The sequence below is a fragment of the Streptomyces sp. NPDC033174 genome (assembly GCF_055577795.1).
Genome location: NZ_JBVIPQ010000017.1, coordinates 20,724 through 43,366, shown reverse-complemented (window position 1 = coordinate 43,366; position 22,643 = coordinate 20,724). Strand labels below are relative to the sequence as shown.

At 69.5% G+C, this 22,643-nt stretch carries 17 protein-coding genes and 1 pseudogene; 11 read left to right on the top strand and 7 right to left on the bottom strand.

Annotated elements, in window-relative coordinates:
- Positions 1–460: 460 nt before the first annotated feature.
- Together ACZ5VC_RS33010 and ACZ5VC_RS33005 are read right to left on the bottom strand one after the other, a co-directional pair.
- Complete coding sequence (locus ACZ5VC_RS33010; RefSeq protein WP_469123647.1) at positions 461–2,920, bottom strand: helicase associated domain-containing protein; 2,460 nt, start codon at positions 2,918–2,920, stop codon at positions 461–463.
- A complete protein-coding gene (locus ACZ5VC_RS33005) occupies positions 2,917–3,792 on the bottom strand; it encodes a MazG nucleotide pyrophosphohydrolase domain-containing protein (RefSeq protein WP_469123646.1) in 876 nt (291 codons plus the stop codon). The genes ACZ5VC_RS33010 and ACZ5VC_RS33005 overlap by 4 nt, the downstream gene beginning before the upstream one ends.
- Positions 3,793–3,881: 89 nt before the next feature.
- On the opposite strand from ACZ5VC_RS33005, the gene ACZ5VC_RS33000 reads away from it, so the two are divergent.
- Genes ACZ5VC_RS33000 through ACZ5VC_RS32985 form a run of 4 tightly spaced genes read left to right on the top strand, consistent with a single transcriptional unit; the run spans position 3,882 to position 6,314 of the window.
- Positions 3,882–4,175 (top strand): phosphopantetheine-binding protein, encoded by a 294-nt coding sequence (locus ACZ5VC_RS33000; protein ID WP_469123645.1) that lies wholly within the window; start codon positions 3,882–3,884, stop codon positions 4,173–4,175.
- Positions 4,172–4,576 carry a helix-turn-helix domain-containing protein gene (locus ACZ5VC_RS32995; protein ID WP_469123644.1) on the top strand — a complete coding sequence of 135 codons (405 nt, stop codon included), beginning with the start codon at positions 4,172–4,174 and terminating at the stop codon, positions 4,574–4,576. The genes ACZ5VC_RS33000 and ACZ5VC_RS32995 overlap by 4 nt, the downstream gene beginning before the upstream one ends.
- On the top strand, positions 4,573–5,472 hold the full coding sequence (locus ACZ5VC_RS32990) for an ImmA/IrrE family metallo-endopeptidase (RefSeq protein ID WP_469123643.1): 900 nt from the start codon (positions 4,573–4,575) through the stop codon (positions 5,470–5,472). Before ACZ5VC_RS32995 ends, ACZ5VC_RS32990 begins: the two co-directional genes overlap by 4 nt.
- Before the next feature lie 53 nt (positions 5,473–5,525).
- On the top strand, positions 5,526–6,314 hold the full coding sequence (locus tag ACZ5VC_RS32985) for a thymidylate synthase family protein (RefSeq protein WP_469123642.1): 789 nt from the start codon (positions 5,526–5,528) through the stop codon (positions 6,312–6,314).
- On the opposite strand, the gene ACZ5VC_RS32980 is transcribed toward ACZ5VC_RS32985, so the two are convergent.
- Positions 6,265–7,350 carry a nucleotide kinase domain-containing protein gene (locus tag ACZ5VC_RS32980; RefSeq protein WP_469123641.1) on the bottom strand — a complete coding sequence of 362 codons (1,086 nt, stop codon included), beginning with the start codon at positions 7,348–7,350 and terminating at the stop codon, positions 6,265–6,267. The genes ACZ5VC_RS32985 and ACZ5VC_RS32980 overlap by 50 nt on opposite strands.
- A gap of 48 nt (positions 7,351–7,398) precedes the next feature.
- Between ACZ5VC_RS32980 and ACZ5VC_RS32975 the strand changes: the two genes are divergently transcribed.
- Positions 7,399–7,689: a hypothetical protein gene (locus ACZ5VC_RS32975; RefSeq protein ID WP_469123640.1), complete on the top strand. Its 291-nt coding sequence runs from the start codon at positions 7,399–7,401 to the stop codon at positions 7,687–7,689.
- An 829-nt stretch (positions 7,690–8,518) separates the two neighbouring features.
- On the opposite strand, the gene ACZ5VC_RS32970 is transcribed toward ACZ5VC_RS32975, so the two are convergent.
- The 3 genes from ACZ5VC_RS32970 to ACZ5VC_RS32960 all read right to left on the bottom strand — a co-directional run bounded on the left by ACZ5VC_RS32970 (position 8,519) and on the right by ACZ5VC_RS32960 (position 11,456).
- A complete protein-coding gene (locus ACZ5VC_RS32970; RefSeq protein WP_469123639.1) occupies positions 8,519–10,024 on the bottom strand; it encodes a UvrD-helicase domain-containing protein in 1,506 nt (501 codons plus the stop codon).
- 153 nt (positions 10,025–10,177) lie between these two features.
- Entirely contained in the window at positions 10,178–11,035 is an 858-nt protein-coding gene (locus tag ACZ5VC_RS32965; protein ID WP_469123638.1) for a DUF6083 domain-containing protein, read from the bottom strand.
- Between the two features lie 157 nt (positions 11,036–11,192).
- Positions 11,193–11,456 carry a helix-turn-helix transcriptional regulator gene (locus tag ACZ5VC_RS32960; RefSeq protein ID WP_469123637.1) on the bottom strand — a complete coding sequence of 88 codons (264 nt, stop codon included), beginning with the start codon at positions 11,454–11,456 and terminating at the stop codon, positions 11,193–11,195.
- Positions 11,457–11,642: 186 nt separating this feature from the next.
- Here ACZ5VC_RS32960 and ACZ5VC_RS32955 point away from each other — a divergent pair, with 186 nt between their 5' ends.
- Together ACZ5VC_RS32955 and ACZ5VC_RS32950 are read left to right on the top strand one after the other, a co-directional pair.
- Positions 11,643–12,659 (top strand): hypothetical protein, encoded by a 1,017-nt coding sequence (locus tag ACZ5VC_RS32955; protein ID WP_469123636.1) that lies wholly within the window; start codon positions 11,643–11,645, stop codon positions 12,657–12,659.
- A 90-nt stretch (positions 12,660–12,749) separates the two neighbouring features.
- Positions 12,750–13,115 (top strand): annotated as a pseudogene (locus tag ACZ5VC_RS32950) (MFS transporter); the annotation flags it as partial.
- Positions 13,116–13,138: 23 nt separating this feature from the next.
- Here the strand turns inward: ACZ5VC_RS32950 and ACZ5VC_RS32945 are convergent.
- Positions 13,139–16,837: a Helicase associated domain protein gene (locus ACZ5VC_RS32945; RefSeq protein ID WP_469123635.1), complete on the bottom strand. Its 3,699-nt coding sequence runs from the start codon at positions 16,835–16,837 to the stop codon at positions 13,139–13,141.
- Positions 16,838–17,117: 280 nt separating this feature from the next.
- Between ACZ5VC_RS32945 and ACZ5VC_RS32940 the strand changes: the two genes are divergently transcribed.
- The 4 genes from ACZ5VC_RS32940 to ACZ5VC_RS32925 all read left to right on the top strand — a co-directional run bounded on the left by ACZ5VC_RS32940 (position 17,118) and on the right by ACZ5VC_RS32925 (position 22,513).
- The gene (locus tag ACZ5VC_RS32940; RefSeq protein WP_469123634.1) at positions 17,118–18,155 is read left to right on the top strand and encodes a TniQ family protein; all 1,038 of its coding nucleotides are present in this window, start codon (positions 17,118–17,120) and stop codon (positions 18,153–18,155) included.
- A gap of 163 nt (positions 18,156–18,318) precedes the next feature.
- Positions 18,319–19,053 (top strand): TnsA-like heteromeric transposase endonuclease subunit, encoded by a 735-nt coding sequence (locus ACZ5VC_RS32935; protein WP_469123633.1) that lies wholly within the window; start codon positions 18,319–18,321, stop codon positions 19,051–19,053.
- Positions 19,050–21,431 (top strand): Mu transposase C-terminal domain-containing protein, encoded by a 2,382-nt coding sequence (locus ACZ5VC_RS32930; protein ID WP_469123632.1) that lies wholly within the window; start codon positions 19,050–19,052, stop codon positions 21,429–21,431. The genes ACZ5VC_RS32935 and ACZ5VC_RS32930 overlap by 4 nt, the downstream gene beginning before the upstream one ends.
- Positions 21,428–22,513, top strand: a complete 1,086-nt coding sequence (locus ACZ5VC_RS32925; protein ID WP_469123631.1) for an ATP-binding protein — start codon at positions 21,428–21,430, stop codon at positions 22,511–22,513. The genes ACZ5VC_RS32930 and ACZ5VC_RS32925 overlap by 4 nt, the downstream gene beginning before the upstream one ends.
- The last annotated feature ends 130 nt before the right edge of the window (positions 22,514–22,643 follow it).

Here is a 22,643-nt window from a genome sequence, read left to right as displayed (position 1 = left end):
GGGCGCTGCGCGCCCCACTCAATCCGCCTGCTTCGCAGGCGGATTGACGCTCCGTTCGCTGCGCTGCCGGAGCTGCCGGACTTCGTCCCACGGCCGGTCTTCCGCTTCGCTGCAGACCGGCCGTGGCAGGTCCGCTGCGCTCCCCTGCCCAACGGGACTTTCGGCTGCGCCTCCAGTCCCTGAGGCCCGCTAGCGCGGGCCAAGCGAGCTACAGGAGGGGCGGGTGCCAAGCGCTCTGGCGGGGCAACTGCCTGCCACGGGTTGCGGCAGATGCCACAACCACAGAGAGGCTGAAGGCTGACACGTTGCCAGACTGCTTCCTTTACCCAAGACTTTGGGCGGATCGGCGTCTAGGCGCTCTGGCCTTACTGCGCCCTGCTCACCCTTGTGTTGATGGTAGGTCAGCTTCGGGGGCACGAGGCGCAGGGGGATGTCGAGGATGCGAGTGGCGGCTGCCCGGTCAGGTGAAGGCAGGAGCAGGGCTATCGTCGGTCCATTCACCTGCGAAGAGGGCCGCGACGAGACGTTCGTGTTCGGCTTTGAGCTGGCCGGCGCGGTGCTTGGTGCGGGTTTTGGCGAACCAGGGGCCGATCTTGATGGTGTCGCCGTCGACGGTGATCGTTTCGCGAGCTGAGGGGGCGCGCCGTTCGCGGTGGAGAAAGAGTTCGAGGATATGGACGGTCTGCTCGAAAGTTCGGCGGGGTGCAGGGCGGGGTGCCAGGGTGCTGGTGGCAGGGGTCAGGCCGAGGATGGTGAGGAGCCGGTGCTGACCGGGCTCGAGGTTCATCCAGTGGGTGAGCTGGCGGGTGGCCCAGCTGCCGAGGTTCGTGCTCCCTGCGGTGGTGTCGGGGGTGAGGGGCTGGCCGGTTTCGAGGTGGCGGCGCAGCAGGTGGTATTTGCGGTGCCAGTCCGGTCCGTGGGGCAGTTGCCAGTCGGGGTCGATGGCCGCGAGGTCGGCGGCTCGGAGGGGGTCGAGGTGGCCGCGTCCGGCGAGGGAGCGCTGTTCTGCGAGCCAGCCGCCGACAGGGGTGGTGGAGGGGGCGGCGAGGTGGCCGTGGGTGCGGTGGTAGTCGGCGGCGGTAGTGAGGCGGGTGCGCCAGGCGGCGGCGTGCTTGTCCCAGATCATGCTTAGGGCGTCGAGTTCGGCGATCCATTCCGGGTCGAGGCGGTCTGTGGTTCGGGCGTCGCGCATGGTGGTGATGAAGCGGCCGAGTTCGAAGCCTGCCGGGTCGGTGTGGTCTGCGGGGACGTCGAGGTGGCCGTAGGTGTCATGGAAGGCCTGGGCGGAGGCAAAGCCTTCGCGGCGGGTGCGTGTGAGGCCGCGGGGGTTGAACGCGATGAGGTCCATGGCGCGGGCGATGCGTTCGGGATGGTTCGTGTAGTCGAAGTGCCAGCGGTGCTGAATGAGGCGGCTGGTCTCGGCCGACAGTCGGTTGGTCTTGTTCGGGAGGCGTTCGAGGATGCGGTGGTCGTGACTGGCCAGGGCGGTGGTGATGGCCCAGACGGGTTCGTAGGCGGTGCCTAGGATATTTTCGGGGTCGTCGCTGGGTGGGATGTAGACGGGGACGATGAGGCTGGCGGTCTTGCCGGAGACGTCGAGGCGCAGGGCGCGGCCGAGGCCCTGGACGCAGCGGACGATGCTGCTGGTGGGGTCGGCGAAGACGACGGCGTCGACGCTTGGAATGTCGATGCCTTCGGCGATCACTTTGGCATTGGTGAGGATCGCGCGGTGGGAGGAGGCGAAGCGGGCGAAGATGCCCGCACGTTCGTCGGTGGTGTGGTCGCCGTGGACGTAGAAGACCTCCGGATCGAGGTCTGGGAAGCAGTCTGGGTCGGTTTTGCGGAGGCGGCGCAGGGTGTGGGGCAGTTCGTGGGTGAAGCGGATCGAGTCTTCGACGAGATGGAAGAAGACCAGGATCCGGCGCATGGAGTGCTTGGTCATGGCGTTCAGGACGGCGAGGTGAAGCGCGGTGGTGCGCAGCGCGGTCTCGGGCTTCGAGGCAGGGTCTGTGGTTGTGCCGAGTGGAGGGAGGTTCAGCCGGGCGCGGAGCTCGGTGTCGGTGATGGTGGGGACCACGATGCGGTAGTCCGCGGCTACGCCGTCCTCGATGGCTTGGGCCAGGGGGTACTCGAAGACTTTCTTTCCGTACATTTGCTCGTTGTCCATGCTGTTCGTCGTGGCTTCCGCGGCTGGGGCGGGGGTGGTGCGCGGCCTGCGGCGGGCGGTGCTGGCGGAGTCGGTGAGGTCGGGGGCGGCGAAGCTGCGCGGGGTGGCCGTCATGTAGAGGCGGCGGTCGGCGTGGATCCGTGCCGCGTCGTTGATCACGGCCCACTTCTTGTCCGCCCGGCCGGCGATGCGGTGCGCCTCGTCCATGATCGCGAGATCGAAGGGGGGCACGGTGTAGCGGGTGTGCTGCGTCGCCTCGATCTTGTCGAGTGAGTCGTAGGTGGAGATCACCGTCAGGGCGGGGAGCTGGTCATCACGCTCCCCCACGACCGAGATGAGCGCCGCCAGTGATTCGGGACTGTTCGTAGAGCCGACCCTGTGGGCGGCGAGCGCGTCGTGCGCGGCGGTGTCCATCGAGGACACGATCACCATGTGCTCGCTATGGCCATCACGGCGCCACGCGAGCGCGGTCTGGGCGGCCAAGTCCAGCGTGGGTACCACGATCAGAACCAGACGGGCGCCGAGCTCATTGGCGGCCCGAATCGAAACCAGCGTCTTACCCGTCCCCGTCGCCGCCACATACAAAGCTCGGGTGTTCAGGCGGCGCAAATGCCGCACCACTGCCCCCAGACCCCGCACCTGATCCGGACGCAGCGCGGGACGGCCAGCGGGGTGCAGGAAGGCAGGCTCGACCGAGGTGACCATGCCCGACATCATCCCGCACGCGGTCTGGTGGTATGGGTTGTCGATCACGCGGGTTCGACGGTGAGCAGACGTTTGTCGAGGTCGAGGCGCACGGTGCCGCCGTTGTGTTCGCGTAGTTGGCGCCATGCGGTGTAACCGGTGAGGATGGCCTGCTCCCAGTCTGCGGCCCGGCAGACGCTCACCTCGAGGTGGGCGGTCATGTGGGCGATGGTGGTGAGGAGCTCGTTGTCGACGTGCTCGATGTCAGTGAAGTAGCGGTGGCGGGCGGCGTAGGAGAAGACGAGGGCCGAGATGCCTTCTTCGATGGCGATGGCCCGGCCGCCGTCTTCGGCCTCGTCGGTGCGGGGGTCGCTTTTGCGTTTGCGGCCCAGGAGGAAGCGGGTGACGGGCGACCAGCCGAGGACTGCGGCGTGGGCGAGGTGGAAGGCGTCGTGGAAGCGGTAGTTGTCCTCGATGTGGGAGGCGCTCGTGAGGGGGTCGCCGGCGGGTGTGCCGTCTTCTCGGGTGACGACGATGACGGTGCGCCCGTCGTCTTTGGTGGTGGGCGTGAAGGTGAGCGTGGTCTGGCGCGGGAGGCGTTCGTGCTCGGGGAAGTGCTCGTCGAAGCTGGTGTGTTCGGTGTGCGGGGTGGTGCGCCAGCGGTCTTTGGCCTTTTCGAGGCTGGCGGTGGCGATGTCGTCGAGATCGAGGCCGAAGCGGTGTGCCAGGGCTGCTACGTACCACAGGACGTCGCCGAGTTCTTCGCGTAGTTGGTGCTTGCCTTGTTCGAAGGAGGGCCCGTCGCGGAGGTGCTTCTTGTAGGCGGTGGTGAGGGATCCAACTTCGCCGGCCAGGCCGAGCAAGGGGACGAGGACTGGGTCGGCGTCCTCGGTTGGTTGCAGGGTTTTGATGGCCGCCTGCTGGTAGCGCTGGAAGTCCATGCCCGCTCCGATGTCTGCTGTAGAGGCAGTACTGTCGACTTTCCCGACGTTGTCGTATCCTAGGACAACGACGTTGGATTTACCGACGATTGGGAGAAGTCCTGAGTACCGTCACACCGGAGATCGACGACATCGTCTCGGTCGTCATCGAGTTCCTGGCTGAGCTACAGGGCCGGACTGCAGCGGACGTGCGCTCCGAACTCGATCAGGAGGGATCGGAGTTGCCAGTCGACTCTCTCCTGATCGTGGAGATCCTCACGCGCGTCGAGGAGCGCTATTCCATCGCCATCCCCGCCGACCGACAGTCGGCTCAAGCCACCCGCTCCGTAAGGGCCTTCGCCCGCGCGGTACTGGACGCGATCATCGAAAGGCAGCAGCCATGACCCCTCCCCCGTCCGATGCACGGGCCCGCGACCCTGAACTCAGCCGTCTCGGCGAACGGTTGAAGAGGACACGCGACTACCTCAACATGTCGCAGCAGTTCGTATCCGACAGCACCGGCATTCCACGCTCGGCGATCAGCGACATCGAGCGCGGCGAACGACGTGTGGACAGTCTTGAATTGAAGAAGCTCGCCCGGCTGTACCGGCAGCCGGTCGCCTACTTCCTGGCCGAGGAGGAGAACGCGGACGCGGGCGAGTACGCGCTCGCCGGACTGCCGCGTGCGCTGGCCCAGTTGACCGACGGCGACCAGAAGACGGTGATGGAGTTCGCCGAGTACCTCTCCTTGAGGCGGGCGGCTGAGAAGGAGCAGCAAGCGGCCGGTCAGGACGCGCAGCGGTGAACTGGGCGGTGGCGCACCGCATCGCCGGGATCGCGGCCGCTCAGGCGCACCGCGACCTCGGCATCGACCGCACTCACTACGTGCCCGTGCACCGGGCGCTGAAGTCGGCCAGGATCGCGGGCATGGCGAAGCCGATGCCGCGCCTGTTCGGCGTCTACCTCTCCCCTGGCGACAACGGGCCTGCCGTACTGCTCAACGCGAACCTGGACGTCATAACCCAACGGCACACCGCAGCCCATGAGCTGGGGCACCACTGTCTGCGGCACAGCACGGCCGCCGACGAGGAGCTCCATCCTTCGCTGCGGTGGGGCAACGGCACATGGCCCGAGGAGGAGAAGACCGCGGAGGCCTTCGCGGCCTGGTTCCTGATGCCCCGTCCGGCGGTACTGGCCGGGCTCGAGCGGATCTGTCACCAAGGCCGCCCGACGAGTCCGGAGCATGCCTACCAACTGGCGAGGATGCTGGGCACCTCCTATGCCGGCACCGTACGCCACCTCCAGCATCTGCGACTGCTGGAAGCAGGCGTCGCTGGCCAGTGGGCCAAGGTCCCCCCGGCCGCGCTCCGAAGTTCCCTCGCCGGCGGCACCGCCCTGCCGGCAGACGCTCACGTCCACGTCATCACTCCCAACAGTCACCTGCAGCATGTGTACGCCGATGCCGGCGACGTACTGGTCGTCCGTATCAAGGAGGCGGCGTTCGTCTCGCTGCCCAAAGGCCTGGCCCGCTGGACGGGCACGACGCATACGGCCGCCGAGATTGAGGTCGCAGTGGTCACCGACGAGTTCGACGGCGTCGCACTGTTGGAGGTGTCCGCGGCCGGCCAGGACGACCCCGTGAGACTGACGGTGTCACGAGACTCGCCCCGCGTCGGCGTGGACGACGTCTGGCCGGACTGACGGATGCCGGAACCCGTCCACCTCGCATTCCTCGACCGTGCCAGGAGGAGACCGTGATCAGCTTCGATGTCACCGGCCGCGATGTCACCCGCGCCTGGATCGCCGCCTGCAACGCCCTGGACCGCAAGGACAACCCGTCGCGCACCGCCCTGCACACCGTGGTGCGCATCACCGACCCCACCACCGACGACGTCGACTTCCGCGCGGAACTCGACCGGGTGCGCATCGGCAAAGGCCATGAGCCCATCGAGACCGTGGCCGGCACCCTCTTCCCCGCCGGCCTCGCCCGCCAGGTCACCGACCACACCGAACTCGTCACCAGGTACCGCGCCATGTACCCGAGGCTCAGACGCTATCCCGGCAACGTGCACGGCACCTACTTCGGCCGCCTGGTCGCCTACCCAGGCGCGAAGAAAGCCGAGATCGATCAGGTAGGCAACATCATTAGCCGTCTGCGCAAGCAGGCGTCGACCACCGGACCGATGACCGCCGCCTACGAAGCGGACGTGGCCCACCCCGCCGACGGCGAGCAGCCTGCCGAACTACTCGTGCACGCAGCCGACCGCGACAACCTCTACCGCGGATTCCCGTGCCTGAGCCACTGCTCGTTCCAGCTGGACCGCGATGGACGAGTGCATGCCGCGGCGCTGTACCGCAGCCACTACATGTTCGAACGGGCCTACGGTAACTACCTGGGCCTCGGCCGGCTCCTCGCCTACATCGCCGACCGCGCGGACCTCAAAGTGGGCACCCTGACGCTGATGGCCGGACACGCCTACCTTGACGGTCCGATCAACGCTCTGCGCCCGCTGCTGAGCGGCACCCCGCCCCTGGCGGCGTAGCAGCCCGCCTTACTGTCCGTCGTTCGTTAATACCCCACTTGGGAGGAAACCAGGCTGGCACCGGTGCCGACGAAGAACGGTAGGTCTGCTTGATTCGGCTGCGACCGCTGATGCCTTCGATCTCCGGATGGGCGACTCGCGCGTACTTGTCGACCTCACAGAACAGGTTCTGGCAGTCGATCAGCTGCAGCGGACGCCCCCGCAACCCCGTGAAGGTCAGCCCCAGGCGGGCGAAATGCTCGTCCTGGGTATCGGCCATGTAGCGGATAACGTCGGCCTCGATGCCGTCGGCCGCCGCGCCGAAGCACTTGCGGATCCCGTCCCGTGCGCCGGGACCGGCGACGACGAAGTCCATTTCCGAGAACGGCATCTGGGCCGCGTAGTTGAGGTCGATCACGAACTGGTAGGCCAGGAACGGCCCGATGGCCGGATAGCTCAGGAGGACCTCGTACGCATCACGCAGCGTTGGCGCGGCCAGAACCTTTTCCGGCGCGCCCGAGGTCATCATCATCTCCAGCAGCCGCAGATGGTTACGGTGCTTGCGCCCCTCACCCAGCTGCGGCGGAGGCACGATGTAGGCGGCCGAGTACAACCGCTCCCCCGCCGCGAACGCCCGTGACAGCACACGGTCGAAGGCCCGGTACTCGTAGCCGTCCCAGCGCAGCTGACCCAGCTCATCCGTCAGGAGCCGCCACGTCGACTCCTTGTTGAAGATCTTGAACAGCAGAGTACGGAAGAAGACCTCCTCCCACCCCTGATCTCCTTCGTAGACGACGTCGCGGATCAAGACCTGGCTGACCCTGTCGGCAGCGCGATAGCAGTTGGTGAACCGGTGCCTGGCCAGGATTGTGTCATCGGTCCACGGGTGCGCCCGGCCGGCCAGGCGGGCCTCGTAGACAGCCTGCCGCGCCGCCGCGAAACGCCAGTACGTGTCGAACACCGGCGACGTCCGCAAATCCCGGCCCCCCACTCGCACCGTTCCCGGTGTCGACTCATGTCGAGCGGAGGCCTGACGGTCTTGCAGCAGCATCACCATGCACGCAATATATATTCGATATGTGATAGCTGTCACCGAGGAGGACCTATGAAGTTGCTGTGGCACCAGCAGCGCCGCACAACCTCAGTGGTCTGGCCCGAAGACATCGACCGCAGGCTCAACATCCTCGTCCGCGCAGCCGCGGCCGCCGGAGAGCGCACCTCCCGCGCCGAAATCCTGGCCGCACTCGTTACCGTTGCCGACGTCGACCCCGACCAGGTCGCTGCACTGCTCCACCGCTACCGTCGCCTGCCGGCCGACGCATTCGCCGATGACGAAACCCGCGATGATCTTCCTGTTGTGCGCACCCCAGGGCCACGCCGCGTCACCCCAAACTAACGACCAGTCGCCCAATCGGTCACCTCACAGCTCAGCAGCCTGCTCAACTGCCTTCAGCCAACGGGGAGTCCCTCCCATCTCACCTGCGAGAAAGAGCGCCACCTGCGCCTTCTCTATTGCTGGCTAAAGGCCGCTTGAAGGCGCCAAGACGGTCATGGCCTACGCGAAGGCTGTGAAGGGACGGCGTCACCTGGACGGTGCACCGCTGGCCATGACTGGGGCATGTTGATGCAGAGCACCACGCGTGCGCCCGGTGCGCCCGCTTGTCGTGCAATTCCGGAAGCACCGCCGAGCCCATCGACGACGGACTGCGTCTGACCCTGCCCACCGACTGCGCCAGCGCCTTCGCCTAGCTTGCGGTCGCCGAGCAATGGTCTGCCCCTTCTGCGACTTCCGCATCCACCTCGACGGCGGTGTGGTGTATACGGCGGTGCGCGCGCCCGAGGAAGGCGCGACGATACGTACGAACCACGCCACCATTGACATCCTCGCCCATTTGGAGACGGGCGGTCCCCGCCTGCGCGCCGCGGATGGGCCTTCTTGGAAGGTGTTTTGGCATCACTGCACTGTGCGGGTAAGCGTGCCGGCTACGCCTGCCCCCGCAGGCTGCACGGCCAGTGCGGCGGCCGTGGCGACACTGACCGCCGCATTGCTGTGCCGGTCAAGGACGGCCCGCTGCCGGCGCTCTTCTCCGGGCCGGTGTGCGGGGGCTTCGGGCCGTCCTTGACGCCACGGCCCAATACGGACCTCCGAGTTGCCCCGGAGCGTCCGAGGTGCTCGCCCTGAGGTGCGCTGGGGGCGCGCGTATGGCGCCTCCAGGCACACACTGTCATCTGGAGGCCTGGTCCGAGGTCGGCGTGGGGGTGGTCGTTTCGGGTTTTCCGTCTGGGTGTTCGTGGATCCAGGACAGGCCGCCGATGTCGAGGCGCGTGCGGGTGCGGGTGACGGCGACGTAGGCGAGTCGGGCTTCGCTGTCATCGATCGGGCCGGGCACTGGGCGGCCGTGAGCGTCTTGCTGGTCGGTGTCCCTGGGCGGGGTGAAGTCGTCGGCGATCTTCACGTGTGCCCATTCGCGGCCCTTGGCCTTGTGGGCGGTGGAGACGCTGACCTGGGCGTGTGTTTCCGGGGTGAGGCTGTTGACGGCGGTGAGGATGGCGTCGGTGCCGTGAGTGTCGACGAGGTCGATCAGGGGCTGCAGGTCTCGTCCGGAGGGGTCGTGGTCGGCGTAATCCTGGACGGCGCCCCAAGTGGGGAAGAGGACGAGTTCGGGGTGATGGGTGCGGCGGCCTTCTTTGAGGTCGCGTGCCGCCAGGGCGAGCGCGCGCAGGCTTTCGCCGCCGCCGACGAGGGCGACGGGTGTGCCGGCGGCGAGGTGGCCCATCACTTCCTTCATGGTGCCGACGTTGGTGCGGCACAGGACCGCGTCGGGGTCGGTGACAGGGCCGAGTTCGGTGGGCGTGGTGTCGGTTCCGGTCAGGCGAATGGGGGCGTCAGCGATGGCGAGCCACCGGTTGGCTTCGTTCGCCAGGCGGGGGCCGAAGCGGAATGAGCGGGACAGGGCCAGTTTGGTGCCGTCGAAGCCGGTCATGACGTCTTTGGCGCCGCGCCAGTGGTAGATGGCCTGGGCGGAGTCGCCGACCATGACGAGCTGGGCGTGGCTGCGCTGTTTGTTGAAGATGTGCTCGACGACGGGGTTGGTGTCCTGGGCTTCGTCGAGCAGGAGGTAGTCGGCGGGGATCTTCGGGTCGGTGAGGGACCAGATCTTGAGGAAGTGGTCGGGGGCGAAACGGACTGCGCCGTCTTCGGGGTGCTGCAGGTCGGCCCACGCCTTGCGTGCGTAGGGCAGGACGGTTTCGGCGAGGTGGCCGCGCAAGGCGGGGTCGTCGATTCCCCGCAGGGGTGGGACGTGGTGGGTGGTGATGGCGGGGTCCGCGGAGTGGCAGAAGCGGGTCACGGTGCGCAGGACGGTGTTGGACAGGGTGGTGGGTGTGAGGTCGTGGTCGCCGATGCGGACGGGTTTGGTGATGCCGAGGTCCTGGCCGGACCGCCAGGCGGGGCGGCGGGGTGCGTCGAGGCGGCGGGCGTAGCGGTGGCCGATGGCGGCGTAGGCGAGGGCGTGGGCGGTCTTGCAGGTGACGGTGGGCGGGAAGCGGGTGGCCGCGTCGTGGGCGATGGCACGGTTGTAGGCGAGGTAGCGGCCGCGGCGTTTGGTTGCGGCGGCGAGGAAGGCGAGGGTCGAGGTCTTTCCGGTGCCGGCACCGGCTTGGAGGGCGATGTGGTCGCCTGCGTGGAAGCGGTCGGCTGCGTGGGTCTGTTCGTCGGTCGGGGTGAACACGGTGCTGCTCCGGGCTGGGGATTTGGGGCGGATCGCTGGGAGGGGCGGCTGCGCCGCGGGCCTGCTCGGCGTGCCGAATTGAGCGGCCGGCTGCCGTGCGGCTGATGACGCACGGCGGGTGGGCTGCTGTGGCCGGTGAGAGTCTCCGCGGGTTCAGCGTGAGGGGCGGTGCGTGGCCTGTGGCAGGCGGGTCGCGAGATGGGTGTGGTGCTTGAGCGGGTCGAAGGGTTCCCATTCGGCCAGGACAAGGTCGGCTGCCCCGGTGGTGAGGGCGTGGGTGGGGCAGCGCTGCGTGCGCCAGCGCAGCTGCTGGGTGTACGGAAGGTGTCCGAGGTCGTAGACGGCGATGTCGACGGCGGGCTGAGCGAGTTGGCGGTGCCGGTGGGGGGCCGCAGGGGTGAGGATCCAGCGTCCGGGAGCGGCGGGGTCGAGGACGGGCTGGTGGCATCGGGCGCGACAGCGGGTCTGGGCGACGCACTGGATGTGCTCGAGGGGGCGGGCTGCGAGGTAGCGGCCGTACGGGAGTTGGACGACCGGGCGCTTTGGCCGGCATCCGCCGGTTGCCTCAGGTGGCGCGCTGGACGTGCCGGGGGTGGTGAAGGCTCCGATGTCGAGAAGTCGCCGGGTGTGGAGGGCGAGGTCCCGGCGGATGTGGTCCAGGGCGGGTGGGAGGGGCTGGGGTGCGGCTCGTGCGGGGCAAAGGGTGGTGTGGAGGGTGCGGCACCATCCGCTGCCGTCGTCGGCAGGGTGGGCGATGCCGGAGGCGACGTGCCAGCGCAGCGTCTGGGGAACGATGCCGGTCGGCAGTTCGGCGGGGTGCAGCGCGCGGGGTTGCTTGGCAGTGGTGGCATGCCAGCTGATGCGGTTGCCGCATTCACGGCACGATCCGCGCTGGGCGATGCGGAGCAGTCGGGTGGGGCTGTTGTCGGCGATGGTCAGGGCGCGGCGGTGGCGCGGGGTGACGGGGCTGCCGTCCCAGTGACGTGGTGAGGGGCCGTGGGTGGAGTGCATGGGCGTGAAGGTTCCACTTGGCGCGCCGCGTCCGTGGTGTCCACGCTGCCGTTTTCCCCCGGCCGGCCCAGCCGGTGGGAGTGGACGTTCGGGGGTTCGATCGTCAGTTCATGCTGGGCAACCGGTTCGGGTGACGTTTGGGCTGCCCCGGCCGGGGTCATGCAGGGCTGCTACCGGGGGGCGCGTGGCCTGTGCACAGGGCGGCGAACAGGCCGCCGAGGGGGACGTCGAAGGCGTGGCCGAGGGCGTGCCAGGTGGCGAGGGATCCGATGGTGCGTCCCTGCTCGATTTCGATGAGGGTGCGTCTGGACAGGCCGGTTCGGGCGGCGAGTTCGTCGTAGCTCCAGCCGCGGTCGCCTCGTAGGCGCGCGAGTTCCTGGCGCAGCGCGTCGAGGTCGGGGTCGGGCGGCAAGATCGTCACCCGTCCATCGCACGGTGCAGACCCCTGCCCTGTCAGTGCAGACCTCTGCCCTATTTGCGCAGGCGCCGGCTCCAGCGGGAGGGCAGAGGTCTGCACTACGGTATGCGGCCGTCACGCCACTCCCCCGCCGGCCGCTCCCCTGGAGTCCAGGCCACGCGGAACTCAGCAGAGAGAGACCAGCGGCAGATGAGGCTGCGCACCACGCGCCCGCCGGCGCCCCGCACGTGGACCGTCGAACTGCGTCCCCAGCCGCAGGGCCCGCTCCTCGTCTGCGCCCAGTGCACCCTCGCACCTGAAATCCTCCACGGGCCCACTGCGCGGTCCGCGGCACTGGCCCACCTGGCCCGGCATGCCCGTTGCTCACTCCTCCCCCAGCACCTGCGGACCTGCCAGTGCCACGAACGCGGCTGCCGCTGGCACCCTCGCCACCGCGGCTGCGACGGCCCGCTCCTGCTCGTCCTCTCCCGGGAACACGGCGGCCGGCTCTGGCGTCTCGCCGACACCTGCACCGCCTGCGCCCGCGCCCAGAAGGACGCCTGCATCGTCCCCGACACCACAATCAACGCACCCCCGCGCCGCCGTCCTTCTGCCGGCAGACCGGCCACGACCGGCAGGAGAAGGACGGGCTTCGAGGACGCGGAGAGGGACCTGGTGCGCGACATGCTCAGTTACCTCGCCGTCTCACTCCCCCAAGGGATCAGTCCGCAGGCGTGGATGGTGGCCCTGCAGTGCGTCCTGCGGGCCACACCGGAAGGCCATGTACGCCTCCCCGCAGGACTCATCCGCGGCATGAAACTCCCCCAGCCCTTGGCCGCCCGACAGGAGCTCACCCTCAGCGGCTGGCTCCGTCCGGACTCAGGCTCCGACGACACCGCCGACGGCCGCCTCACCGATCCTCTCTTCGGCATCCCGGCACGGCGGCGACGCGCACGAGCAGCCGACTGGGCCCTGCGCATCGGCCAAGGTCGCCACGTCGCTCGACTCGCCCCATCCGCACGCCTCGTCACCCTGGCCCTCGCGGCTCTTACGCCGACGGGCATGACAGCCGGGCGCGCAGAAGCCGATCAGGTAGCCCGCCTGTGCGGCCTACCGCCCGACGAGCTGATCAGCACGCTTAGACTGCTCACCGCCCGACAGGCCCTCGCTTTCTGGGAACTCGCCTCTGGCAGCGGCGACCTCACGTGGAGTCGCGCCCCCGCTTGAGCTACCTTGCTGCACCGCGCGTCTCGCTCGGCCAGGCGGGCTGCTGGGCCTCGCCGCCAACCAAAGTGCCCCCGTGAGGGTCTCGTCCAGGTGGTCATCGGCCTGGTCCCGCTGCTCATCGAGCGCGGCGCCGACCCGACAACCGCGGCATGGGCCCCTGGGACTTAGCGGTGCTGGACAGACCCTGGGCCGCACGCTCTACGCCCTCCTCGCCCACCGCACCTCTGTCACGGCCCGCACCACCATCCTCAGCCACCTGTCCGCCCTGCTCTCGGCCCCCGCCACCGTCGCGGCGGCCCTCCCCCCCCCTGGGCCGGCGCCGCACTGGCCGGTCAGCTCGGCGGGTACAGCGGACTCTTCCTCGCCCTCGCACTCGGCTCCGCCATGGCTGCCTGCCTCGCCATGGCGTCAGGACGTCTCCCAGGGACCACCGCCAAGCACAGGGGGAGCGTCTGAGCCCTGCCCGCGCTTCCCTTGCCCTACCCCGGCCAGTTGCTCCGCAAGGCGTTTGCAGGCTGCGGTGTCCAAACCGCCTGTTGAGGCACGGCTCGCCGGGGTTCGATGAGGTCGTGTGCCCACAGTGCCGCTGTGATGCGGCGCATGACAGAGGGCGTGCCGGATGCCGGGTCGTCGTGAGGCGGGACGGCGTGGGGGACGATGATCCGTGTCTGCGCAGCACGTTGTGGGTGCTGACCCACCAGGGGCGCGAGCATGTCGACCAGGTCCATCGTGGTGTAGAGGGCGGAGGGGAGCACGATGGCGTCGAGGTCGGGAGGCATCGGATCTTGCGGCCCCTGGCATCGGATGATCGGCTGGGTGTGCGGGAGGCGTTGAGGCTTCAGATCCGGGGACACGAGGATTTCGGCGTCGAGCATCAGGCTGGCGAGCTGGAGGCTGAAGTCTTTGGCCTGGTGTTTGTCTTCGAGTGCCACCACTACGCGGCGCAGCTTGTGCTGGCCGATGGCATGCTCGGTGAGGGCTGCCTCGGCGCGCCATCGCGGGAGGGTGGGCGGCACGGTCACGTTGATCTGAATCAGCTCATAAGGGCTGAGCAGTCCTTCCTCCACGAGGTCCCGGCGTCCCACGCTCGGTCGGTGGGCACCGAGGATCGGCTGGGCGGGCATGTCGACGATCCAGGTCACGTCGTTCGTGTCGCCTGTAGGACGAGGTAGTTCCTGGGGGATGCGGGGCGTCGCGGTCAGATACATGCGTGTGTAGGCGAGGATGCGGTCGTCGTAGTGGATCGCGGCGTGCGGATGCGTCGGGTCGATGATGCCTTCGGCGGTGCGGTGGGCTTCCTCGATGATGAAGTGCCCCCAGGGGAGCAGGTGATGGTCTCGGTGGCTTCGGGCGATGAGTTCGGCATCGCGGTAGCGGGCCACGACGAGGGCCCCTGGGGGCTGCTGGGTCATCCAGTGGGCCAGTTCGCCCGCGCTGGTCAGTCTGACGCCTGCCTTGCGGCTGTGGCTGGGACGCATGTTGATGCCGGCGAGTGGTCTTTTGCTGACCATGCGCCAGGTCCTGACCGCATGATGGAGGTAGGTCCTATCAGGGCCGAGCAGCAGGCATGCGGCGCCGCTGCCGTTTTCCTGGACCGCCACTGCCGCTGTCATGGTTTTGCCTCCGCCGGCCGGCATGCTGAGCAGAACGCGCCGGCCGCCGCGCAGCAGGATCTCGTGCAGTGCGGGTGGGGGCGGTTCGCAGCTTGCGAGCCACACGTACCGCTCAGGTCTCTCGGATGCGGCGGGGTGGCCGGCCGGTTGTGGTTGACGGCTGGGCCCGGGCACCGTCGCGCTACTGGGGCGAGCGGCCTTGGTGATCAGCGGGGACGTGAGGGATGCGGCCGGGTTGTCTCCGCATCGGATGCCGGGGAGCCATTCCATGGCGAGGGCTTCGACGGAGTCGATCTCTTCACGGCTCAGGCGCCCCTCGCCGACGCGTGTGCGCAGATCGGCGACCCAGCGGCCCAGCGGGAAGCGGTGGACGCCGTGTGCGTCGATGTAGCCGGCGGGGACACGCAGGTGCTGGTGCCTGCGGTAGAAGCGCCGGGCGGCACGCAGGCCGCGGGCGTGGGTGGTGCTGTGAGGGTCGATGGGGCGGCGCAGTCCGATGGCGAGGGGGTCGTGCGTGAGTGGCAGTGCGGCCAGTTGTGCCTGCTGCCCCTTGACCAGTGCGGGAAAGAGGTCGAACTGTTCGTCCAGCCATCGCGTGACCTCGTCCGCGTCGGCCGGCAGGGGGCCGGGTGTGATGGCCAGGGCTGTGCCGGGGATACGCGCCCGGGCGCACATGCGCTGCCATTCCTCCGGCCAGGCCGGGTTCCACCAGCGGTCGATGTCTTTCAGGGCGCGCTGGTAGGGGGCGGGCAGGGTGCCGTCCTTGGCCAGGCGTCGCTGTTCGGTGAGCCACCGGCCCAGCGGCCTTCCCTGGTAGGTCTGGGTGGGTCTTGGAAGCAGGTGTCCGTGTTGGCGGGCGTAGGCCTGAGCAGTCTCCAGAAACGCCTCTGTGCTGTCCTTGGCGTGCGCCCAGGACATGTTGCAGGTGGCCATTGCGGCGACGCGGGCTGGGGCGAGGTTGCCGGCGGATTTGAGGGCGCGCTGGTAACCGAGCCAGCAGCCGAGGTGGAAACCGTCGTTGGTGACGTGGTTGCTGGGGACTTTGAGATGGCCGTGGGCGTCGAAGAAAGCCTGTGCGCACGCCATCCCGGTTTCCCACACGTCGGGCTCGGGCTCCATGATCCGCAGCATCAGGTGCGGGGCGATCTCGGAGGCGCGTGCGGGCCGGATAGCGAAGGCCGGTGTGGGCAGCAGCGGCTCGGCGCCGTTGACCGGTAGGCGGTGGAAATAGTGCTCGTCGTACGCCTTGAGAGCGATCATGACTTGGTGCAGCAGGTGGTACGGGGTGCCGAACGTCGCTTCCTGGGGGCGTTGCCCGGGGCCGAAGAGGACCGGGATGACCAGGGTGGAGATCTTGTTCATGCCGGGGCCGATGCGCAGCGCACGGCCGATCGCCTGGACGATGTCGATGGTGCTCTGTTTGGGGTCGGCGAAGAGGACAGAGTCGGCCAGCGGGAAGTCGACGCCTTCGACGCAGAGGCGGACGTTGCACAGCACGCTGAGCTCCGCCGGCCGGCCGTCGCCTGTCTCTCGCGGGGGCTGGGCGAATCGGGTCAGGCGCTCCCGCCTCTCGAGGCGGCTGTTTCGGGAGTGGATGCTGGCGACCCACAGATTGTCGGCGTGGCCGCCGGGGATGGCGGCGGCGGTTTCGGGCAGTGTCTCGGCGAAGGCCTCGCTTTGGACGATGCTGCGGCTGAAGACGACCGTGCGGCGGATCTTGTGGTCCTCGCGTGCTTTGAGCAGGGCCAGTTGGGCTGCCGCGACACGCATGGCGTCGGCCTGAGGGGTACGGCGGGCGCTGTTGCGTTCGGTGAGATAGGCGCGCAGGTGGGGATCGTGGATTTCGGGGGCGGCGATGCGGTAGTCGGCGAGTCGCCCCTCGTGGATGGCTTCGGCCAGGGAGTAGCGGTAGGCGACGTTGCCGTACAGCGATGTGTCGTCCATGGAAGCGATCGGCTCGGTGGTGATGCCCCGGTTGACGTCCCAGATGCGGGGAGTGGCGGTGAGGTAGAGCCGGTGGCGGGCGGGGATGGCGTCGTTGTCGTGGATGACACCCCAGGATTTGCGGCGGGCGCCGGCCGTGCGGTGGGCCTCGTCGACGACCGCGATGTCCCAGCGGGGCAGCAGGTGGCGGTGGTGGGCTTCGACGAGCTTGGGCAGGGAGGCGTAGGTGGCGAAGACGCTGACAGGTCCTTCGGCGCCGCGCAGGGCGGCGGCCAGCTGGGCCGGGTCGCCTGTCATGGTGAGCACGTCATTGAGGACCGGTTCGCTGCTCTGGGCGTCGGAGCAGACGCCGAGGTAGTGACCGGGGCGGCCGGAGGTGTACCAGACGCGGGCGGTCTGGTTGAGCAGCTCCAGTGTCGGCAGCACGGTCAGGCTGCGGCTGTGGGGGGTGAGTTCGTGGGCGATGTGGACGGCGAGGTGGGTCTTTCCGGTGCCGCACGGCATGATGACCTGCTGCCGTTCATAGCCCATGGCGAATGCGTTGAGGACGCAGTCCGCCGCGGCGCGCTGACGCGTCCACAGCTCGCTGGTCAGGCGTTCGGCTGGAATGTCGTGCAGCACTGGGACGGCTCCCCCGGCCGAAGTGACGGGCTATAAGGGGCAGGATGCGGACGGGCTGGCGGTACGTGTCGCCCTTTTGGGATCACTCACCCCTGGGGATGAACCCTCCACGCGGAAAGGGCCGTCGCCGTGGTAGAGAGCCGGGTGAGCACGGGGCCGGGTGTCTCGTAAGCGGGACGGCCGCCCGGTGTGGTGCGGGGCGGATACCCGGGCCTGCAGGCTTCACAGAGGGGCTGGGGGCCGGCTGGCAAGCCTTTGAGGCCCAAAGCAGGGGTGGAACGTGGGGGATGCGATGTGGACAGGGGGCCTGCCGCAGCGGCCGGTTCGCTTCGTGGCCAACGAGTCGAACTGCTCGTTTCTGTGGCGGGTAGCCGGCGCGCAGGGGGTGGAGGTCGGTTTCCTGCTCGATGAGCTGGGTGACGGGCCACCGAGGCAGCAGGCTCTGCGGCCGCATCTGGCCGAGGTGTTCCTGAGCGGCGCGGCGGCGGACCGGCTCGCGCGGATGCTCGCCGTACCGGCCGCGCGGCTGCGGTGGGCCCTGCCGCATCTGCGCGAATCGCACCTTCTGCCCGGTGAGCAGGCCCGGTGGGAGTGGCCGTGGTCGCCCTTGGCGCACTATCTGGTGCCGGGCTGCGGATTGTGCGCGGCGGCGCGGGGCGGGGGCTGGGGTGAGGTGTGGCAGGTCTGGCCGGACAGGTGGAGGATCTGCGAGCGGCACCGCCGGTTCACACATGTACGGCAGGCCGGGCCGGGAGGGGTGGACCTGGCCGGGCTGCCGGAGTCGGTGCGCGCGCACCGCGGGCGGGGCCGGCTCGAGCGGCGGTTCGGGCCGGCTGGGGCGGTCCTGGTCGCGGATGCCTTCGCCGTCACCGGATGGTGGCGGCGCCGCACGCCTCTGAACCGCCGGTGGACCGAGCGGGCCGGTCGGGCCGGGCTGCAGCCTGGGAACATCGAGACGGCATGGCTGCTGGTGTATCCGGAGGCGCTGCAGGTGGCAAGGGCTCTGCTGCGGTACGAGCAGCGGCGTGCCGCCCGGCCCGACGGGCCGCCCTGGGCGGCGGCCGAGGCCGGTTTGGTGGCCGAGCTGTCCCCGCTGGCGGGTGAGCTCGGGCTGCCGCCGGGCCGGTGGCAGGTGCCGGTGGCGGAGTGGCTCGCCCGGCACCACGCGTGTGCACCGGCCGCAGGGGACAGCGAAGGCGGCGGCCGTCGTGCGCGGCGGCCGGTCACGGCACTGATTCATCACGACGATGAGAATCCGGCGTCAGTCGACCGCTGTTGTCTGCCCTGGGACTGGAGCGATCCGTTCACCGCCGTATGAAGTCCCGCATGGCACCTTCGCTATTCGCACGCAAGTCCGCCTGTTTCCCTCGATCGGTGGGTGGAGGGCCGAGTGGCTGCGGGTGTCTCCTCGGTGCGCGGATGCTGGAGCGGGCCCGCGCACTGCGCGGGCCGCAGCACCGGCCGAAGAAGGGGTGTCGGACATGCCGGGAACCCCGGTCAGCGCAGGCGACATCGCCGTCTGCTACCTCGACCGGTTCGGCCGACGGCGCGAGCTTGCGGTGACACAGGCCGCCGAGGTGCCGTTCGAGGAACTGGCCCCGCTGACGCGGCCCGTTCCCTACCCGGGACGGCAGTCGTTCGTCACCAACGCCTGGGCCAGCTCCACCGACCAGGCCCTGGCCTGCGGCTCGTTGCGTCAGCAGCAGTGCGCCATGCTCCTGGACCGCGACCCGGCGGTGAGGCTGCGCAGCGCGGGACCGATGGAACTGCACTGGCAGCAGCAGGGACGCCGCCGCAGTCTGCGGCCGGCGTTCGTCGCCTCCCGGGCGGGACGGCGCGAGGTGCTCTGTGTACAGCCGGAGGAACTCACCGACCGGTGGAGATCCGAGCAGGAGGTGCTGGCCGTGGCGGCGGCAGCCGCCGGCTGGCAGAGCCGCGTGCTGGTCCCACCCGCCGGTGTGGAACTGGACAACCTCAAACTCCTCTATGCCGCCCGCAGTCCACGGTGGCTCACGGCCGGGCAGGCTGAGCTGCTGGCTGAGCAGTTCAACTCGCCGCGCACTATCCGTTCCGGGGTGCGCGCCGCCGCTCTGCCCCCGTTTTTGGGGGTGGACCTTGCCTATCACCTGATCTGGGCGCGGCGTCTGCACATCGACATGGGCATCGCGCTCACCCCGTCGTCGAGGGCATGGACGCACCCGGGAGAGGTCGCGTGACCGCGGCGCCCCAGCATGCCCGAGGCGCCGCGGCGCCTGGTGCTCCTGACACCCTCGCGCTGGGGGACACCATCCGCTTCCGCGGTGCTTCCTGGGTGGTCACCGCCTTCCACGGACCGCGTCTCTTCCTCGACGTCGCGGAGCCGGTGGAACCCGAGGAGCCGGCAGAGCCGCTGATCATCCTGCAGACGGCCGTGACCTCAGCCCCCGACTTCGCCGTAGTGAACCGGGCGGCGCCGCGCAGTACGCTGCCCGGCCGCAGCGGCGAGTTCCATGCCCTGCCACGCGACGTACGCAAGCCCGCTGAAAAGTGGGAGCGGCATGTCAAGGAGGTACTGCACCAGCAGGCCCCGAACGTTCCCGCCACCACCGAGCCCAGGCCGGCTTTCGACCCGAAGCTCCGTACCCTGCGCCAGCGGTACCGGGCCAAGGCCGAACAGCTCACGCAGGCCGGAGTGCCGGTGTCTGCTGCCACCGTGGAGCGGAAGTGCGCGGCCTGGCGCAAGGAAGGCCTGATGGGCCTGGTCGACAAGCGGCACCTGCGCACCGCGGCCCCGCATGGACGGGTCGATGGACGAGTGGTCAACATCGTGTGGGAGATCCTGGACGACGAGCGTGTCAGGGGCCTGTCGCCGGGAACGCTTTCCCGGTTGATCGAGCGGGTGGAGCAGACGGTCCGGGCCCGCTACGCGCATCTGCTGGCCGCTCCGGACACTGCCCGGGGGCTGGCGAACAGTCCAGCGACGTTCTACCGGCTGCTGGAACGGCTGGGGATCACTGCGGACAACGCGCATGACGCCGCGGCCCGGCATGCGGCCGGACCCGCCATCTCGTCGGCGCGGCCCGGTGCCCGGCGGGCGACCTGGGCTCGCTGGCCCGGGGAGCTGGTGCAGATCGACACCACGGGGCTGGACGTCCTGGTCCTCGGGGACGACGGACGGGTCATCTCCGTGGAGCTCACGATCGCGATCGACGTGGCCACCCGCAGCATCGTCGGCTCGCTGATCGTGCCCAAGCGGGCCGGGCGCACAGGCGGGAGGGGGCGATGGCTCGCGGGGCGGGCCACCCGCTCCTTCGACACCATGCAGGTCGTCGCCCAGGCCACGGCCCCGCTGCCGGCGCGTCCGGGGTGGGCGCCGGAAACGTTCATGGACGGCTCGGACCTTCCCTTCGAGGAGCTCCTGGCCGCCGACCCCCGCTTCGCCGGCGCCGCCGCCCGGCCCGTCATCAAACCCGAAACGCTCGTCATCGACCACGGCTCGCCGTTCATCTCGGCGGACTTCACCCGCGCCTGCCACTCCCTGGGCATCGAGGTACGCGAGGCACGGCTGCGCACCGCGCCCGACAAGGCGATCGTGGAGCGCGCCATGCGGGCGGTGAAGACCGGCTTCAGCCAGTACCTGGCCTCCTACACCCACCACCGCCTGGACCTGCGCGGCAAACGCGTCCGCAAGCAACCGCTGTGGACCATCCGCGAACTGCAGGAGCTGTTCGAGCAGTGGGTGGTCCTCCACTGGCAGCAGACCCCCCACGGTGCACTCCGCTCCCCCTTCACCCCCGGGCTGCGCCTGACCCCCAACCAGATGTACGCGGCCCTGGTGTCCCTGCGCGGCTACCGGTCCACCGCCCTGACCGAGCAGGAGAACCGCAAACTGCTGCCGGCGGTGTGGGTGCGGGTCAGCCGCAAGGGCTTCCAGATCAACAACCGCACCTACAACCTCGACCGGGGAGCCCTGGATCCCTGCCGCGGGTCTTCCGGTATCGCAGCCCAGCAGGGCCGCTGGGAGGTCCACTACTCCCCCGACAACCCTGAGGTCGCCTGGCTGTTCAACCACCGGGCCGAGCCGGGCACCGACCCGTGGATCGAGGTGCCGTTCATCCACCGCCGGCTCCTCGGCGACCGGTGGACCGAGGAGACCTGGGCCGAGGCCCTGCACATCCACCTCGCCGGCGGCGGCAGCCGCCGCGACGAGGCCGCCATCACCCGCGCCACCGCCCAGCTGCTGCGCACCGCCACCGCCGGCCCCCAGGCCACCACCCCCGCCAGCAGGCCGGCTCCCCGCCCGGCTGCGCCGTCCCGTCCGGCGCTGCCGGCGCCGGCCGAGCCCTACGACGACGACATGCCGCCGCTGGACCCGGAATCCGTCCGCCCGTTCCGGTCCCTCGACCGCCCGGCAGGGGACCTCTTCGACGCGTCCGAACCTGTCCGCGGCGCGGGCCAGAGTCTTGAGGATTTCCTGGCCTCTCTGCCCGTCCTCCCCCCGCCCAGGACCGCCGCCGGGCCCCGAGGCGACGGTGACGTCAGCCCTGCCTCTCCCCCGCCCGGCCCACCGCCCGGCGACGAACCGGACAGCTCACGGCAAGGAGACGACCGGTGAGAACCCCCGTGCGTGACGTTCACAGCGTGCCGCCCCCCGCGTCCGCACCGACCCTGGCTCCCGGGGCGCCGACCACCCTGCAGGGCTGGCGCACCCGCGTACGGCAGCAGCCCTCCCCTCCCCCGATCCCGCCGGCCGACGACAGCGCTCCCGTCGACGAGGACGACCCCCGGGTGCTCTACCACGCCCAGCTCGGCCTCGTCGAAACCACCGACATCGCCACAGGCCTGAAGACCGCACGGCGGCTGCTGCGCCTCAACGGCGAACGCCGCCACCCCTGCCAGCACGTCGCCATCGACAGCGACTGTCGCGGCACCGGCAAGCGGACCCTGCTGCACCACATCGGGCTGGCGCACCAGGGGCGCCGCGAAAAGCTTCACGGCATCGACGACAGCCGTATCCCGGTCGTCTGCGTCAACGCCCCGCCGGAACCGGGCTCGCCCGCGGACTGGTCCGCGGCCCTGGCCGTGTTCGTCGGCTGGGACCCGTACCGCACTGACACCGAGCAGCGGCCCGTACAGCGTATGAAGGACTTCACCGGCCCCGCCGTCCACGTCATGCGCCACGCCCGTACGGAGGTCTGTCTCGTCGACGGGATCGACCGGCTACGACCCGAGGACCTGCAGCCGACGTTCGACTTCTTCGACTACCTCGCCGACGAACTGGGGCTGACCGTCTTGTGGAGCGGCATCGGCTCCAGCGACATCCTCCGCGAGGCCCGCGCCGCCCGCTTCCCCGCGCTGCGCCGCCCCACAGAATCCACCGCCCCTATCCGGCCACGCGCGGTCCCCACCCTCTGGGTCAACCGGCTACCGCCCCGCTGCAAAGAGCACCCCGACGAATGGGTCAGCACCCTGGCCACCCTCGACAGCCGGCTGAGGCTGCGACACCACAAACCCGGCAGCCTCCTGGAACACGAAAAATCCCTCTACCGCATCACCGACGGCCTCATGGAACACCTCACCCCGCTCATCGGCATGGCCGCCCAACTCGCCATCCTCGACCGCACCGAAGCCATCACCGAGGACGTCGTTGCCGACGCCGCCCACTACCTCGACCTGGTCCCGGAAGAACGCAGCTGAAGCCGAGATCCCCAGCGACCGGCACGACTTGCCAAATGAGCTGCTCCCACCAGTCCGAAGGGTGCGTGCCGGAGCCGGACCGGTCGCTCCTGCGTGCAAGGGCGGTCCGTGACACGGCGGGCAGTGTCAG